Genomic DNA, 16,511 nt, shown 5'->3' with positions numbered 1-16,511 from the left:
CATTATATCGTGTGGTTTCTGTGCGTTCAATGCAGGGTAAGCGGGAGCAATCTTTGAGTTTCATGGGTAAAGACGATACAATCATTCTAAGATTAAGGGAATTATCAGTAATGAATCAGACCTTTACAACAAGGGATTCCCTATAGTAGGGTCAGCGACCATGTGGAGGGCGAGATGTAATGACGGAATGGTATAAAAAGAGTTTTGGAGAAGACTATCTTCTCGTATACAAACATCGGGATGTGCAAGGGGCATATCAGGAAGTACATAAAATGATCAATTGGTTGAAGCTGGAGCCCAACGCTAAAGTATTGGATCTGTGCTGTGGCATGGGTCGACACTCCCTGGCACTTGCTGATGCAGGATACCAAGTGACCGGAATCGACCTGTCGGATGTGCTTTTGCGTGAAGCGGAACAAATGGATACCGAACACCGAGTATCGTGGTGCCATGCCGACATGCGCGAACTCCCGCTCAAAGGTGGTTTTGACGCCGTAGTCAATCTGTTTACCTCGTTTGGCTATTTCCTTGAGGACGGAGAACAACTCAAAGTATTATGCGCCATTCATCGCATGCTTCGGCCGGGTGGCAGTTATATTATTGATTTTATGAACACCGCTTACGTGACTCGCCATTTGGTGCCGCACTCTGTTCGGGAGGATGAAGGGCAGCGTATTGAAGAGTTCCGCAAGATTGAGGATGGATTTGTGCAAAAAGGAATTCGAATTACGGATACCACATCGGGATGTGAACCACGGATATATCAGGAATGTGTCAAGCTGTACACACGGGAACAATTGGGCCAGATGTTAAGTGAAGCCGGACTCCGGGTAGATCAAGTCTATGGCGGCTATGATGAAGAAAAATATGACGAGCAGGATTCGCCACGTATGATCTTTGTTGGTCATCGGCCTGTGAAGTAGAGTATGAATTATAGTATGAAGGAGAATACAATGAAACGAACGGAAGCCATTTCTATGCCAGAGGGCATTCACCGGATTCAAATTACCATGTCATTTCCTCTCCGCTGGGTGAACAGCTATATGTTGTCTGCACCTGACGGAACCCTAACGATTGTAGACCCGGGACCGCGCAGTCCTGAAACGGAACAGGAGTGGCATGAAGCGCTGGCAAGTTTCGGTTTAACCTTACAGGATATCAGTCAAATTGTGCTGACTCACCATCATCCGGATCATCTGGGTTTGTCCGGTTGGATGCAGCAGAAGACGGGGGCGCCTGTTCGAATGTCCACACGATCTCAGCTTGAGGCCGATTATATGTGGGGTCCTGAGGCGACGATTAACACGGTACTACCGGCATATTATAGTAGTCATGGAATGCCAGAAGACAAGACAGAGCAGATTCGCGAACATATGGAAGGGTTTGATTCGCAGATTACACCACTTCCTGATGTGACACCTATTGAAGATGGTGAGTGGCTGGAGATGGGCGGGAAAAAGTGGGTTGCCGTGGAGACAGGTGGACACGCACCAGGACATTTATCTTTTTATGCGCCTGAATCCATGGAGATCCTGTGCGGAGATGCTGTTTTGCCTCAGATCTCTCCCAATATCAGTCTGCAACCGGGAAGTGACGCGCAGCCTTTATTATTGTATATGGAGGGGTTACATCGCCTAGGCGGACTTGAAGTCAATCTGGCATATCCAGGGCATCGCAATCCGTTTGCTCATTTTAATGAACGAACGGTCCATCTGCTCGCTCACCACGAAGAACGCCTTCAGAAGATGGTTGAGCGCATTCGCGAGGCACCAGCAAGCGGGTATGACATCTGTGTATTTATGTTTGGCAATCGGCTTGGTACACATCAACTTCGCTTCGCGATGAGTGAGACGCTGGCTCATCTGCAGGAGTTAAAACGGCGGGAACTTGTGCAGCAGGAGCAACAGGCGGACGGAACTTTTTTCTTCAGGCAACGAAACTAAAAGAAGATCGTGCTATTCATTTCAATGACAAGGCTCTGAATCAGGAAATCCTCCTGTTCAGGGCCTTTTTTTGTTGTTTTTAACCGCTTCCAACAAAATAAAGCTTTAGCTTCTTTTAACCGTTCATTCATCTGCTTTTAAGCCAGCACTTCTATGATGAATCTATGAACTTCGCCAAAGAAAGTAGGGAAGAGCGATGACGAGGCGTAAACGAAACCAATGGAGAAAATGGCAAGCCTCAGCGGCAGCAACGTTGACTGTGGCTGCACTCTTTCAATATGTAAGAACCTCGGAAGCCTTTGATGTAACTTATGCAGCAGCGAATGGCACGGATACAAGCATTGCATCTTCCAGCCAGGTGGATGCCAGTGACGATGTAACGGACGAATGGATCAGCAGTACAATGGGCATGAACAGATCAAACACGCAGGACAATGACAATGATAGTCAAGATAATGGGACAACCGATGGAACAAACGCTATTGCGTCGGATCAGGGAGCGTTACCACTCGCATCATTTAATTGATCTACGAACCGTGAAGTCGATAGTAGCGGATATTGTACAGTGTAATATAAACGACAAGTCTAACAGATACGGGGGAGCCGTTTATGGCACAATGGATTGTAGATTACCTGCCTACGTGGAATATGATTCGAATCAGTGGTGTAGCCGCTTATCTGCTGTTGTTTGCCGGTGTGTTTCTGGGGATCGCTCAGGGGATGCCTGCTGCCAAGGGCACATCGAAAGCTGCTATGTTCAAATGGCATACCCGAACAACCTGGCTTGCCTTCGGACTTGGACTTGTACATGTGTTAACTTTATATATTGACCATTATAGCTCGTTCACCTGGAGTGAACTTCTCATCCCGTTTACAGCTTCGGAACATCCCATTGGCAGCGGATTGGGCACATTATCCTTTTACAGCTTACTGATTGTGCTGCTGTCCAGTGACCTGCGTAACAAATTGATCCGCAAAGGGTGGTTTATATTCCACATGTTGTCTTATCCTGTATTCATCGGCCTGCTGATTCAAGGCATGGTTACGGGAACGGATTCCGTTAACGTCATGATGCGCCTGATGCATGTATTCACCGGATTAAGCATACTGGGTATGACGGTGCTGCGAGGCTTGCTGCGAGAACGTAAAGGCCCGGAAATTACGATTGGGCCCAAATGTGTACAACCTAAGCCGGCAACGGGACAGAAGTGGGCTGAAGTATACGGTTTGGCCGGAGTAGGGAGACAGGAGCATTTGAAATAAAGGTGTCTACTAGATAGATATGCATGAACGTAAAAGAAGCGGCCTGGCGGCCGCTTTTTTCATGATCTGTCTTGCATAGGCTTGTCCTATTATCTTTTTATCGTCCATGACCGTCCATGACCGTTTTGGATCAGACAACGTCATCACTGGCAGGCTTTTCACCCAGTGCTTCTTCCAATTCCGATTGTTTGCGGTGAGCGATCCGGCTGCTGGCTGCCGATGCAATAGCTCCTACAATATCATCCAGAAACGTATGCACTGGCCCAAGGCTCTTGTCGTTCAGACGTTCGAGCACGCCGGGTTTTAGCTTGTCCACATAGCCAAAATTCGTAAATCCGATACTTCCGTATACATTGACGATGGAGAATGCCAGAATCTCATCCACCCCATATAATCCTTCATCATTCTCAATCATCTCCTGCAAAGGAGAAATGAGTTGGCCCTGTTCTGCCAGCATATCCAGTTGGATACCTGTCAGAACAGCGTTCTGTACCTCTCGTTTGCGAAGAACCTTCTCCACATTGTCAATACAATCTTCCATCGTAAGATCCGGGTAATACTTTTTCTGTAGCATCATGACCAGTTCTGCGATCTCAGGGATCGTGACGCCCCGCTTGTGCAGCCATTCCCTCGTTGCCTCTGCCACTTTGCGGCTGTTCAGGCTATAAGGGATTTTTTCTTGCTCAGGATGTTCCATGGGCGATTTCCTCCTCTGATATTAGCAATGTCCCTACTCTTGTTTCCTAATACGTTATTAACCGTTTTAGGTTTCTTTGTTATCCTCTGGCGGGGAGGGGGAGCCTGTTTTTAGCAAGGCGAAGCGCGGGCTTGTTTAAAAAGTAGTTATTTTTTGGACAAAGGCTCGTATACATGGTAGTACAAACTGTAAAAATGATGAGGGGGAACGTGATCATGAGTAAGATCCGATATTTGCGCACGGCATCTGCGGCTGCGCTGTTGAGTATTCCGATGGTGTTGTCAGGCTGTGGCATGTTTGGAGCACAGTCATCCGAGGCAGTCGATCCACCGCCACCCATTCAGGAAGCGGCCATGATTCAGGCGGCCGAGGGTAATGGGGCACTCGCCACCCTTCCGCTTACGACGGTATATCTGCAAGATCAGCAGGGTTTACTTGCTCCGGTATCCATGACACTTCCGTCAGGAACGGATGTCAGCAGTCCAAAGACGGCCCTGGATACACTCGTGACGGGTGGAGCGTATGCAGGTATGCTGCCTGAAGGCTTTCAGGGCGTTCTCCCACAGGGAACCGTGGTTCAGAATGTAACCATTCATGCGGATGACAAGCTGGCGGTCGTGGAATTTACGGGTAATTTTTCGAAGTACGATGCCAAGGATGAACGCAAAATGCTGGAGGCGGTTACGTGGACTTTAACGGGTACACCCGATGTAGAGAATGTACAGATCTGGGTAGATGGCAAAAAACTGACGCAAATGCCGGTGAACAGCACGCCGCTGCCTGAACCGCTGAATCGGGCGGTAGGAATCAACTTGGATCTGGGCGATACGTTTACGACCAACAGTAGTCCGGTAACGGTATATTTCTCAGCTGCTTCACCAGCAGGCATCCAATATTATGTTCCGGTTACGCGTCTCGTTACACCCGGTGGAGACCGTGTGCAAGCGGCATTGAACGAATTGATTAAGGGGCCAGCCAAAGGTGGCGAACTGGAAGAGGTTATGACCGGTGGAACGCAGCTGCAATCGGTCAAAATGTCTAAGGATGGAACGGTAACGGTTGCGCTGAAAGACGACATGTTCACTGAAGGCGATGTCGTGCCAAGTGAACTGCTGCAATCCGTCGTGTTGACCACTACGGAGAATACTGCAGGGAAAGATGCGAAAGTCCAGATTGAATGGAACGGCCAAAAGACGGTCATGGGTGATGATAACCGGGATTACAGCGAACCCGTATCGAAGCCTGAATATATCAATGAAATTCCGATTTAACTCCAAAAGAATGCTTTAGGGTGCTTTTGCCATAACTCTTTGGTAAAATAAAAGGGATTAGTGAAAGTGTGAATCAGTTGACATTACAGGATGCTTAAGTCGTAGGAGGCAGAAATGATGAGATCTAACGGACGAACTAGCGAACAGCTGCGCCCGATGAATTTAACAATTAACACGAATAAATACGCCGAAGGTTCTGTACTGATTGAAGTCGGAGATACAAAGGTGATCTGTACAGCTACGGTGGAGGAACGTGTTCCTCCCTTTATGAAAGGACAGGGTAAAGGCTGGGTAACCGCTGAATATTCTATGCTGCCACGGGCAACACATACCCGGAATCATCGGGAAGCGAATCGCGGCAAATTGACTGGACGCACGATGGAAATTCAACGTCTGATTGGCCGTGCATTGCGCTCTGTCGTGAACTTGCAGGCTCTTGGTGAGCGTACGATTACGCTGGACTGTGACGTAATACAAGCGGATGGAGGCACACGCACAACGTCCATTACCGGTTCGTTTGTGGCGCTGTCGCTAGCTGTGAACAAGATTGCCCAACAGCACAAACTGCAAGTGTTCCCGATCACGGATTTCATTGCAGCTGTAAGTGTTGGTGTTGTAGGAGAACAACCAGTGTTGGATCTGAATTATGATGAAGATTCCAAAGCTAAGGTAGACATGAACCTGGTGATGACAGGTGGCGGGAAATATGTAGAGCTGCAGGGCACAGGCGAAGAAGCACCATTTGATCGCCGTGAGCTGAACGCTATGCTGGAGCTGGGTGAACAGGGAATTCTGGAGATGATCGAGCGGCAAAAAGAAGTGCTTGGACCGATTGCACTCAAGATCGGTGCTCGTGGACTAGGGGAAGCCTAAGATGAGTCTGGATAGCCCCATCATCATTGTCGCAACCCGCAATGCAGGGAAAGTGCGGGAATTTGCCCATGCATTTGCTCCGCTAGGCAAAGAGGTTAAGAGCATGTTTGACTATCCGGAACTGCCGGATGTTGTTGAAGATGGCGTAACCTTTGCGGAGAATGCATGGAAGAAAGCTAAGGCGGTTGGCGATGCCCTTGGATTGCCGGTACTGGCAGACGATTCAGGGCTCTGCGTGGATCTGCTGGATGGAGCGCCGGGGGTATATTCTGCGAGATATGCAGGCGAAGAAGCAACCGACGCGGAGAATAATGCCAAGTTGCTTGAGACGCTGGAATCACTGAAATCCGGTGAGGACACCGAGCAACCGCTATTGAGTCCGGCTCGTTTCGTCTGTGCACTGGTGCTGTATGATCCAACAACCGGGGATAAGTTCGAAGCCGAAGGCACTGCTGAAGGCTGGATTACCGCTGTAGCAGCTGGTGCTGGCGGTTTTGGATATGATCCACTTTTCTATGTGCCTGAATACGAGTTGACCATGGCGGAGCTTACGCTCGAACAAAAGCAGGGGATTAGCCACCGTGGCCATGCACTGCGAGCGCTCGTATCCAGACTTGAAGGCTGAGCCTGAACGGACGGTTTCGTTTCACATGATGTACAGCCATACATGAATATCAAGCGTTAATGGAAGGAAAGAAGCATTCTGTGGAATGGTTCGCCTGCCATTAACGTTTTTTTCATTTACTCAAGTGTTTGAGCAGGGTGGAGCAAGCTCCATCCATGTACCTAAAATGAATCCCGCTTTTCTCATCATTTTAACGGAACATACGTTCCTGTACCTACAAAGATATTCGTTAGCATTGCATGTTTGGGAACCGGATTGGGACTGGGGTTGGAAGAAGTTGCAAGCCTTGGGCTGTATGGGTTAACATTCAAGTTAACGAATCAATAATGAACTCAAAACGGAGGGGATTTACACATGCAGGAAGTGAAGCTTACAGTGTCCTATGATGAATATGAGGACGGTATTCGTATGGATCAAATGATTAAGGAATTAGCTGCCAAACCGGAATCAAGTTCGCTGGAAAGCCTGATTATCGGAGATTGGGGACAAGCTTATGAAAATTCACCGGATGAATTCATGGACACACTTGTTGCATTGGCTCCAAGTTTTCCATCATTGAAGAAACTGTTCATCGGCGATATGGGATTTGAAGAGTGTGAAGTATCATGGATTATTCAGACGAATCTGACACCTCTATTAGGCGCTTTTCCTGAATTGAAATCATTTTCGGTGAAAGGTAGCAGTGGACTGAGTCTGGAACCGATCCAGCATGCCAAACTTGAAGAATTGATTATTATTTGCGGTGGTCTGCCGAAAGAGGTTCTATCCTCAATTGCCCGGGCTAAGTTGCCTGAACTGCGCAAGCTCGAATTGTATCTGGGTGTGGAGGATTACGGGTTCGATGGTTCACTTGAGGATGTGCGTCCACTCTTGGAACAAGGGTTATTTCCAAAGCTGGTTTACTTGGGTCTGAAAGACAGTGGAATTCAGGATGAGGTTGCAAAAGCAGTAGCTGAGGCGCCGATTCTGGATCAACTGGAAGTTCTGGATTTGTCAATGGGTACGTTGTCTGATGAAGGGGCTGAGGCGTTGCTTGCCAGTGACAAGATCAAAAAACTCAAACATCTTGATCTTAGTTACCACTATATGACGGACGAAATGCTCATTCGCTGGAAGCGTTCAGGTATTTCTGTCGACGTTAGCGAGCAACAGGAGAGTGATGAAGATGACTGGCGTTATCCATCATTAACGGAATAAATGATGTCAGGCGTTACGGAAATGGATAAAAGTGTGCACCGACCAGCTGATGTTCCTGATATGGCTCGGGAGCAGCCGTTATTGTTGATCGGAAATCCGAATAATCGCCGAACCCAGGGGCTACAGGAGGCCAGATATAGATTAGGCTTAAAACCTGCGGTTGTACTACCGTATGACAAGTTGCTGAAGACCTGGAGACAGGGCGGGACTATGGCGGACGCCATACCTCAATGTCAACATGGGGAAGAGGGAACGTTCTCGTACGGAGCACCATGGAACTTGTCGCGAGCGTCTGTAGCCTTCGGAAATCTGGATTCGATTCAGGAGGTGAAGAGCGTACCTCTGATTCGCATTGATGCTCCTGGGGAGGATTGGGAAGTAGAGCGTGAGTTGCTGTTTCTTGGAGCTAGGAATGATACGCCACAGGTATTGGATGAACTTATGGCAGAAACGATTTCCGCAGAACAGGCGCTTACGCTGGAACAGGAGTGGGGAAGAATTCATGCTCCCGGGCAATGGTTCCGTGGCTGGAGAGCATGCTTGGAACGAATGGGCCACGAAGCTCGCGAATATTGGCCTACTGTCCGATTCATGAATGATCCGGATGACATTTGGTTGATGTTTGACAAAAGACAGTGTCAGAAGCATTTATCCTCACATGGCGTTCAGGTCCCTTCAATGCTCCAATCTTCGGTGCCGATCAGAAATTATGTAGACCTGCGTGCTGCAATGCAGGCTGCTGAGATGAATCGTGTGTTTGTAAAGCTTGCTTGTGGCTCCGGGGCTTCAGGCGTTGTTGCCTATCAAGTCAATCCCCGAACGGGTGCCGAAATCGCTATAACCACTGTGGGAATGGAACAGGTCCAGGGAAAGACCATTTTCTATAATGAAGGCCGTATGCGCAGGTATACCCGTAGTGAAGAGATCGCCATACTCATGGACTGGCTCTGTGCGGAAGGTGCACAGATCGAACGTTGGATGGCTAAAGCAACTCTTGGTCGATGTGTATTTGATATTCGTCAGATCATGGCGGGTGGACATGCGGGTCATGCCATCGTGAGGCTTAGTCGGACACCTATAACCAATCTGCATTTACGTAATGAGCGCATGCTACCTGCTGAAGCGGGGTTGGATAAACAACGGATGTTTCTGGCTCAAACAGCAGCCAAAGCAGCCATGTCTGCATTTCCGAAATCGTGGTCTGCGGGTATTGATGTGATGCTTACCGGTGGCACTGAACCACGCGCTTATGTCCTGGACGTGAATCCGTTCGGAGATTTGTTGTATAAGGTGCAGCATAACGGCCTTGGAACCTATGAATGGGAAATGGAACTTTTGCGAAAGGAGCCTTACAATCATGCCTGATATGAACACCATCGTAGGCTCTCATGATCTCTTGATGATCACCTTGGACACGTTAAGGTATGACGTAGCCAAGCTGGAAGAACAGAATTGTCCCAATCTGTGTGGTTCGGGTCCTTGGGAGAAACGTCATACTCCAGGCAGTTTTACATATGCAGCGCATCATGCCTTTTTTGGTGGCTTCATGCCTACACCTGCAAATACAGACAAGGCATCTCATGTAAGGCTGTTTCATTCCCGGAACACCGGATTGAAGACTCATCCCCACACCTGGCTGTTTGACACGCCAGATATCGTATCCGGGTTCGCTGCTGAAGGATACCGTACGATCTGCATTGGCGGGGTGATTTTCTTTACCAAGAAAAATCCGCTAGCCAAAGTGCTGCCCGGCTATTTCCAACAGAGCTACTGGCGAATGAATTTTGGGGTAACAAACCCCAAATCGACAGAGTATCAGGTGCAGCATGCTTTGAAGCTGCTGGAGCAGACAGCACCGGATGAGAAACTGTTTCTATTTCTCAATGTGTCCGCCATTCATGGCCCCAATCGCTATTTTGTAGAGGGGGCAAGAGAGGACTCGGTGGAAACCCAACGAGCTGCTCTTCGGTATGTAGACGAGGCTCTGGGGCCATTGTTTGACGCAATGAGGAAGCGTGTCCGGCCTGCGTTTTGTCTTGCTTTTTCCGATCATGGCACGGCTTATGGTGAAGACGGATATCAGGGTCACAGGCTTGCGCATGATGTCGTCTGGAATGTGCCTTACCGTGAATTTATTTTATAGAACGTACTGCTCTTATTACGAAAATGATAACAACCGGAGCCAAGGAGGAAACCGATGGACGATCAATCTCAACATACGACAGCAGGTCATTCCGCACAGTCCGGATCCAATACAGCTACAGGTCTCAGAGAAGTGCTTGCTTCACCCTATCGCTCCTATCTGTACTCGTACCCCCACAAGACCGCATATCGGGAGTTGGACCCTCCGCTGCCGCTGGAATCATTGTGGGAACGGGAGAATACGGACACGTATTTCTTATATATGCACATCCCCTTTTGCGCTGCCCGCTGCGGGTTCTGTAACCTGTTCACTTTGCCGGATCGGCGTGATGATACCCATGAGCGCTATGTCGATGCGCTGGAACGTCAGGCGAAGCAGTGGGCACCCATTACCTCACGCAGGCCGTATTCAAGGTTTGCCATCGGTGGTGGAACGCCCACATTATTGAATGAAGTACAGTTGAACCGTCTGTTTGATATTGGGGAAAATATAATGGGGCTGGACCCCGCGCAAGCTTCGATCTCGGTGGAGACGTCACCGGATACGGTAACGGAAGCCAAGCTGGCTATCATGAAGGAGCGAAGTGTGGATCGTGTCAGTATGGGGATTCAAAGCTTTATTGAAGCTGAAGCCTCAGCGATTTACCGTCCACAGAAACCGCTGGAAGTGGAACGGGCGCTTGAGAAGCTGACCCGTTACGATTTTCCTTTGTTGAATCTGGATCTTATCTATGGTCTGCCAGGACAAACGGTGGAGTCGTGGACCTATTCATTGGAAAGAGTTCTAGCGTATGATCCGGGTGAGATTTTTATCTATCCGTTGTACACACGTGAGAATACGATCGTGAAGCCGGATGACATTCAGCGTCAGGGACCTGATATTCGGATGGAGCTGTACACGGCCGCGCGTGAGATATTAAAAAGTAAAGGTTACGTGCAGTATTCCATGCGCAGATTTTCGAAAGAACAATCGTCTTCCAACAGCAAAGTGCTTCTGCCCTACAGCTGTCAGGAGGAAGGTATGGTTGGTTTGGGATGCGGCGCACGTTCTTATACGAGTGAAGTGCACTATGCTTCCAAGTATGGTGTGAGTTATAAGGCTACACAGAGCATCATTGCCGATTATGTGGCAACCGAGCGATATGATGTGGCGGATTACGGCATCGTACTGAGCATGGAGGAACAGAAGCGCCGCTTTATTCTGAAAGCCCTCCTACACCGTGAAGGCTTGCTGCTGTCTGATTATTACGATCGATTCGGTACGCAAGTTATGTCAGACTACGTTTGGTTGGGTGAGTTGTTAACAGAAGGCATGGCCGAGCTTGAGCTGGAGCAAGACAAACAAGTGCTACATCTGACAGAAGAGGGCTTGGGGTACTCGGATGCCATTGGAGATTGGCTTATCTCTGCCGAGGTTCGTGAACAAATGGAAGGGTTTGTGTTCTCATGAGAGCGACCTTGTATTATCGGGGCAAGTTATCTTCCTGTAATTATGACTGCCCCTATTGTCCGTTTAGCAAAACGGTGGATTCCAAAGAGACGTTGAAAGTGGATGAACAACAATTGCGTCAATTTGTGGATTGGGTGAGGGAGCAGGAGAGCGCTGGGCATCAATTTTCAATTTTTTTCAATCCATATGGTGAAGCTTTGGTGCGTCGCTGGTACCGGGAAGCCATGGTGGAGCTGTCACATATGCCACATGTGGATAAAGTTGCCATACAGACGAACCTGTCTGTCAAACTGGACTGGGCTCGTGATCTGGATACCAGTAAGGCGGCTTTCTGGGCGACATATCATCCCCGTGAGACAAAAGAGACTTCTTTCGTGAAGCAATGTCTGACTTTGCGTGAGATGGGACTTGCTTTTAGTGTGGGAACGGTTGGGTTACGCAGTGCATTCCCGGCTATTGAATCGATAAGGCAGGCTCTGCCGGACGATATATACATGTGGGTCAATGCATTTAAAGATCGATCTAATTATTACGCTCCCGGAGAGATACAATTTTTGCGGGCAATTGACCCACTTTTCGAAGGAAATTTGCAGGATTACGAAAGTTTGGGCAGACGCTGTGCAGCTGGTTCGGAAGTGTTTTACGTACAAGGATCAGGGCATGTGAAGAGGTGTTACAAGGATCGCCGAATCATTGGGCATCTGTATCGTGATGGGTTGCAAGCTTTGGCCGCAGATCGACCTTGTGGCATGAAAAAGTGTGGTTGTTACATCGGTTATATTCATATGGAGGATTCCCCGTTCAGAGAAATTTTCGGCAGTGGATTGCTTGAACGGAATCCGGTTCTGATCCGTCAATAGGATTGTTATCAGATGTGACATGCTGCTTATATTAGAATGTGGTGAGAAGGCTTTATCCCAGGTTTCATCAGGGGTAAGGTCTTTATTTTTTATTTTTAAGACAAAATGATTCAATTTTCGCTAGAAAAGGTTATTATGAATAGGTTAAAAGTCTCTGTTTTGGATAATGTGTGTACGTATTAAAAAGATATTAGGTCTAAAGTTGTTCGTTTTTATGAAAGGGGTGGTGGAGTTCATCGGGATTTATTGTCTTTTTCGAAAGTACATAATGGTCAAAATCTAACAAACTAAACACAAGGGGGAAATGTCATGAAAGGAATATCCATTAGCCGCAAACTACTTTTAGGTTTTTTAGCAGTGTTGATTTTATTGGCAAGTGTCGTTGCGATCTCCTATACTCAATTTATCTCGGTTGAGAAAACGTTCACAGATATTGTAAATAATCGTACTGCCAAACTGCTCACCATCAAAAACATGGTGATTAATGTGAAGTCGCAGCAGGTCGCATTGCGAAATTTTATAACAGAAGCAACTGATCAAAGTGAGCAGGCATTCCAAACTTTCAATGAGGATTATCGGAAATTAAGTGCGGAATTAAGATCAGAGCTGGCTACGCAAACCATGATTGATCTTCTGGATCGTTCTGACCAAAGTGTGGACGATTATTTTGCTTTTGGACAGAATATCATTTCCTTGAAAAAAGAAGGCCAAGATAGTGAGATATCCACGTTGTTGAATACCACTGGGCCTGCCCTTATCTCTGATTTTGAAGAGACGATGACGGCGATGGAACAGTATCAGCAGAGTTCGCTGGACACCGGCGTTGTGAATGCTTCTAGTATGATTGAGAATGTAATCAATTTGATGATCATCATCGGAATCGTTTCCGTTATTCTAGGAACAGCTATTGCGTTGCTAATGGGCAGAGTCATCTCCAAGCCAGTAACCTCAGTTGCAAAAGCAGCAAAACAAATTGCTGAGGGAGATTTGACCGGAGAGGCTATCGTTGTTCGAAATAAAGATGAGATTGGGGAGTTGGCCCACTCATTCAACACGATGGCGGTGAACCTGCGGTCTCTCATTCACCAGGTAGGAGACAATGCACAGCGGGTGGCGGCTTCGTCTGAAGAATTGACGGCGAGTACGGAACAGACGGCTACTGCAACGGAACAGGTAGCAACTACAATGGAAGAGATCGCGGGCGGTATGGATACACAGGTAAGAATGGTTAGTGACGGGTTCCAAACAATGAATGAGCTATCCACAGGTTTTCAGCAGATTACGGAGAATACGCAAAATATGTCGGATGAAGCAACGAATGCTTCGGCCAAAACCTTGTCCGGCAGCGAGTCGGTGCAATCTGCTGTGGAACAAATGAATTCTATTCATCAGACTGTCCGTGTGCTTGCCACAGTAATTGAAGAGCTGGGGACTCATTCCAAGGAGATTGGATCAATGGTGGAGAGTATCTCTGAAATATCTGCTCAAACGAATCTGCTCTCTCTTAATGCTGCGATTGAAGCTGCAAGAGCTGGCGAACATGGACGAGGCTTTGAGGTGGTTGCTACCGAGGTGCGTAAGCTGTCTGTGCAATCAGCAAAATCGGCTGAACACATAGGTACACTGGTAGCATCCATAAATAAAGGCATGACCGATGCAGCACAATCCATGGGAGAAGTGACCACAGAGGTACAAGAGGGAATAGAACTTGTCCATAAAGCAGGGGGGACTTTTGAAGAAATTCGTGAAGCCGTCAGCAATGTAGCTGGTCAGACTCAGGAAGTATCTGCTTCCATTGAACAGATGGCTGCGGGTGTGGAGCAGATCCATATGTCCATGAAAACGATTATGGAAGTCACGGAGAATGCAGCTGCCGGAACAGAAGAGGTCAGCGCAACCTCAGAAGAGCAACTGTCTGCCATGCAGGAAATATCTTCGGCGGCAAACGATCTTTCGTCCATGGCAGAGGAGTTACAGCAGTCACTTAGTCATTTTAAAGTTAGATAATTGGTATATAAAACGTAAATTTAAACGTATAGGATTTGGTCTAATATTTTGTGAAGGGTACCTGGTGAACAACAGTTATGCTGTTTCCCAGGTACCCTTTTTGTATTGATTTGAAGAATGGAGCGTGCACCTATAAGCTTTCTGAAAGAAAGCCGAATCGGAAACGAAGCCTACGCTTTCCCCGGATGTTCACATAGAGATTAACGAATAGCCACTTTATACGTGCGCAACCATGTGTTGATCTGAGTCAGATAAGCGAATAGCTGCGGACCCGACATTAACTGTCCAAACCAAGGCAGATTGGATGCTGCATCAGGTGAAGAAGCCAGTTTGCGAATCTGGGCCTTGTCGATTAAAGGCAAGATTGGAGAAGTGGCATCGTCGAGAATATCAAGTACCTGTTGTTTGACAGCAGCCAGATACTCAGGGTTATGTGTTTTGGGATACGGACTCTTTTTACGGTACAACACATCGTCAGGCAGTACACCTTCCAGCGCCTTGCGCAGAATACCCTTCTCTCTTCCACCGGTCATTTTCATTTCCCAGGGAATGTTAAACACGTATTGGATCAGGCGATGATCACAGTAAGGAACCCGTACCTCCAATCCTGCACCCATACTCATCCGGTCTTTGCGATCCAGAAGGGTAGGCATGAAACGAGTGATGTTCAGATAGGACATTACCCGCATCTGGGCGGCCTTACCGGTTTCACCATCCAGCAAAGGTACTTCAGCCACTGCATCGGAATAGCGGTCCGCCAAATAGTCGAGTGGCCGAATCCATTCCCGAATCTCTGGAGATAACAGCCCAGCCCGCATGTCGGGGGCAACAGACCACGGAAACGTACCCGAGTTCAACATCTCTTCCCGATGGAACCAAGGGTAACCGCCAAATACTTCATCCGCTGCTTCGCCCGAAATGGCGACCGTGGCTCCTTTTTTAATTTCTTTACAGAACAGATAGAGAGAGGAGTCTACATCCGCCATACCCGGCAAATCCCGTACAAGCATGGCCTGAGTCAAGGCATGAACCAGTTCTCCATTTTCGATCTCAATCCAGTGATGATCCGTCTTCAGTTCATCGACCATCCGCTTAATCCAGGGTCCATCAGCACCGGGCTGGAAGGAATGGGCCTGAAAATGCTTGGCGTTATCCACATAATCGACGGAATACGTGCTGACTTGACCTTGACCGGTACGATTGTAATAATCCACGGCTAAAGCGGACAACGCGCTGGAATCCAGTCCGCCTGATAAAAGAGAGCAGACAGGCACATCGGATGCCAACTGCCGCTCTAGTGTGTCCTGTAACAGACTGCGGACCTCGGCAGCCGTTTCTTCCAGGTTATGTTCGTGCTTCTGACTTTCCAGTTTCCAGTATGCATAGGTTCGAATCCCGTTTCGGTTGTAGATCAACGCATGCGCAGGCTTAAGTTCGTTGAGAGAAGAGTATACGCCGTGCCCAGGTGTGCGTGCAGGACCGACAATGAAGACTTCTGCCAACCCCTCAGGCCCAACAGCGGCTTCCACATCCGGGTGAATGAGCAGTGCTTTGGGTTCTGAGCCAAATACGAATGTATCTTTGGTATTGCTGTAGAACAACGGTTTGACACCGAGTCGATCACGTGCGATAAAAACCTGTTCGCGTCCGCCATCCCATATGGCAAAAGCAAAAATACCGTTAAACCGGTCAACACAGGCCGGTCCCCACTCCATATAAGAGGCGAGCAGCACTTCCGTATCACATTGAGTACGGAAATGGTGTCCCCGCTGAAGCAATTCCTTTTTTAACTCGGGTGCATTGTATAGTTCTCCGTTATACACGACGGTATAGGAGGTGTCTCCCCGTAACGCATGCATGGGTTGTGCCCCGTTCTCCGGGTCCATAACACTGAGCCGTCGATGTCCAAAGGCACAAGGATTGGAGATCCATGTACCTGAAGCATCAGGCCCCCGGTTCGACAAGCTGTCCGTCATCCGGACCAGTAGCTCTGATTCCTGGGTCAAATCCCGATTCCACTGTATGAAGCCGGTTATACCGCACATGGTTTGTTCATCCTTTCTTGGTCGAGTCATTCATCCGTATGGCCGCTTGAGTCGCGGACAGCCAGCAAATGTTGTCTTTTCGTCAGAGGTCGTAACAAATATATGCCGAAAGCAGGCATAAAATGTCTGTCCTCTTCG

At 48.1% G+C, this 16,511-nt stretch carries 15 protein-coding genes; 13 read left to right on the top strand and 2 right to left on the bottom strand.

From position 1 onward, the window contains the following. Positions 1 to 179: 179 nt before the first annotated feature. From ACR32F_RS25825 to ACR32F_RS25810, 4 genes are all read left to right on the top strand, one after another. On the top strand, positions 180 to 923 hold the full coding sequence (locus ACR32F_RS25825) for a class I SAM-dependent methyltransferase (RefSeq protein WP_440112128.1): 744 nt from the start codon (positions 180 to 182) through the stop codon (positions 921 to 923). Positions 924 to 953: 30 nt separating this feature from the next. Then, the gene (locus ACR32F_RS25820; protein WP_440112126.1) at positions 954 to 1,943 is read left to right on the top strand and encodes an MBL fold metallo-hydrolase; all 990 of its coding nucleotides are present in this window, start codon (positions 954 to 956) and stop codon (positions 1,941 to 1,943) included. A 196-nt stretch (positions 1,944 to 2,139) separates the two neighbouring features. Then, positions 2,140 to 2,469 carry a hypothetical protein gene (locus tag ACR32F_RS25815; RefSeq protein ID WP_440112124.1) on the top strand — a complete coding sequence of 110 codons (330 nt, stop codon included), beginning with the start codon at positions 2,140 to 2,142 and terminating at the stop codon, positions 2,467 to 2,469. 83 nt (positions 2,470 to 2,552) lie between these two features. Beyond that, a complete protein-coding gene (locus tag ACR32F_RS25810; RefSeq protein ID WP_440112121.1) occupies positions 2,553 to 3,206 on the top strand; it encodes a ferric reductase-like transmembrane domain-containing protein in 654 nt (217 codons plus the stop codon). Between the two features lie 130 nt (positions 3,207 to 3,336). On the opposite strand, the gene ACR32F_RS25805 is transcribed toward ACR32F_RS25810, so the two are convergent. After that, positions 3,337 to 3,903, bottom strand: a complete 567-nt coding sequence (locus ACR32F_RS25805; RefSeq protein ID WP_440112119.1) for a phosphatidylglycerophosphatase A family protein — start codon at positions 3,901 to 3,903, stop codon at positions 3,337 to 3,339. A gap of 215 nt (positions 3,904 to 4,118) precedes the next feature. Here ACR32F_RS25805 and ACR32F_RS25800 point away from each other — a divergent pair, with 215 nt between their 5' ends. The 9 genes from ACR32F_RS25800 (at position 4,119) to ACR32F_RS25760 (ending at position 14,328) form a co-directional block, all read left to right on the top strand. Next, complete coding sequence (locus ACR32F_RS25800) at positions 4,119 to 5,174, top strand: GerMN domain-containing protein (RefSeq protein ID WP_440112117.1); 1,056 nt, start codon at positions 4,119 to 4,121, stop codon at positions 5,172 to 5,174. A 114-nt stretch (positions 5,175 to 5,288) separates the two neighbouring features. Beyond that, on the top strand, positions 5,289 to 6,047 hold the full coding sequence (gene rph, locus ACR32F_RS25795; RefSeq protein WP_440112115.1) for a ribonuclease PH: 759 nt from the start codon (positions 5,289 to 5,291) through the stop codon (positions 6,045 to 6,047). 1 nt (position 6,048) lies between these two features. Next, positions 6,049 to 6,672 (top strand): XTP/dITP diphosphatase, encoded by a 624-nt coding sequence (locus ACR32F_RS25790; protein ID WP_440112113.1) that lies wholly within the window; start codon positions 6,049 to 6,051, stop codon positions 6,670 to 6,672. Positions 6,673 to 7,026: 354 nt separating this feature from the next. Beyond that, positions 7,027 to 7,869: an STM4015 family protein gene (locus tag ACR32F_RS25785; protein ID WP_440112111.1), complete on the top strand. Its 843-nt coding sequence runs from the start codon at positions 7,027 to 7,029 to the stop codon at positions 7,867 to 7,869. A gap of 21 nt (positions 7,870 to 7,890) precedes the next feature. Continuing rightward, complete coding sequence (locus ACR32F_RS25780; protein ID WP_440112109.1) at positions 7,891 to 9,234, top strand: STM4014 family protein; 1,344 nt, start codon at positions 7,891 to 7,893, stop codon at positions 9,232 to 9,234. Next, positions 9,227 to 10,012 (top strand): STM4013/SEN3800 family hydrolase, encoded by a 786-nt coding sequence (locus tag ACR32F_RS25775; RefSeq protein ID WP_440112107.1) that lies wholly within the window; start codon positions 9,227 to 9,229, stop codon positions 10,010 to 10,012. Before ACR32F_RS25780 ends, ACR32F_RS25775 begins: the two co-directional genes overlap by 8 nt. A gap of 54 nt (positions 10,013 to 10,066) precedes the next feature. Further along, positions 10,067 to 11,461: an STM4012 family radical SAM protein gene (locus ACR32F_RS25770; protein ID WP_440112105.1), complete on the top strand. Its 1,395-nt coding sequence runs from the start codon at positions 10,067 to 10,069 to the stop codon at positions 11,459 to 11,461. Continuing rightward, on the top strand, positions 11,458 to 12,321 hold the full coding sequence (locus ACR32F_RS25765; RefSeq protein WP_440112103.1) for an STM4011 family radical SAM protein: 864 nt from the start codon (positions 11,458 to 11,460) through the stop codon (positions 12,319 to 12,321). The genes ACR32F_RS25770 and ACR32F_RS25765 overlap by 4 nt, the downstream gene beginning before the upstream one ends. Positions 12,322 to 12,630: 309 nt before the next feature. Next, complete coding sequence (locus tag ACR32F_RS25760; RefSeq protein ID WP_440112101.1) at positions 12,631 to 14,328, top strand: methyl-accepting chemotaxis protein; 1,698 nt, start codon at positions 12,631 to 12,633, stop codon at positions 14,326 to 14,328. A 200-nt stretch (positions 14,329 to 14,528) separates the two neighbouring features. Here ACR32F_RS25760 and asnB read toward each other — a convergent pair whose 3' ends face one another. Then, positions 14,529 to 16,373, bottom strand: a complete 1,845-nt coding sequence (asnB, locus tag ACR32F_RS25755) for an asparagine synthase (glutamine-hydrolyzing) (protein WP_440112099.1) — start codon at positions 16,371 to 16,373, stop codon at positions 14,529 to 14,531. Positions 16,374 to 16,511 lie beyond the last annotated feature (138 nt).

Source organism: Paenibacillus hebaui (assembly GCF_051934385.1).
Lineage (GTDB): Bacteria > Bacillota > Bacilli > Paenibacillales > Paenibacillaceae > Paenibacillus.
Note: the sequence above shows the minus strand (reverse complement) of the source record. Positions and strands in the feature narration are given on the sequence as shown.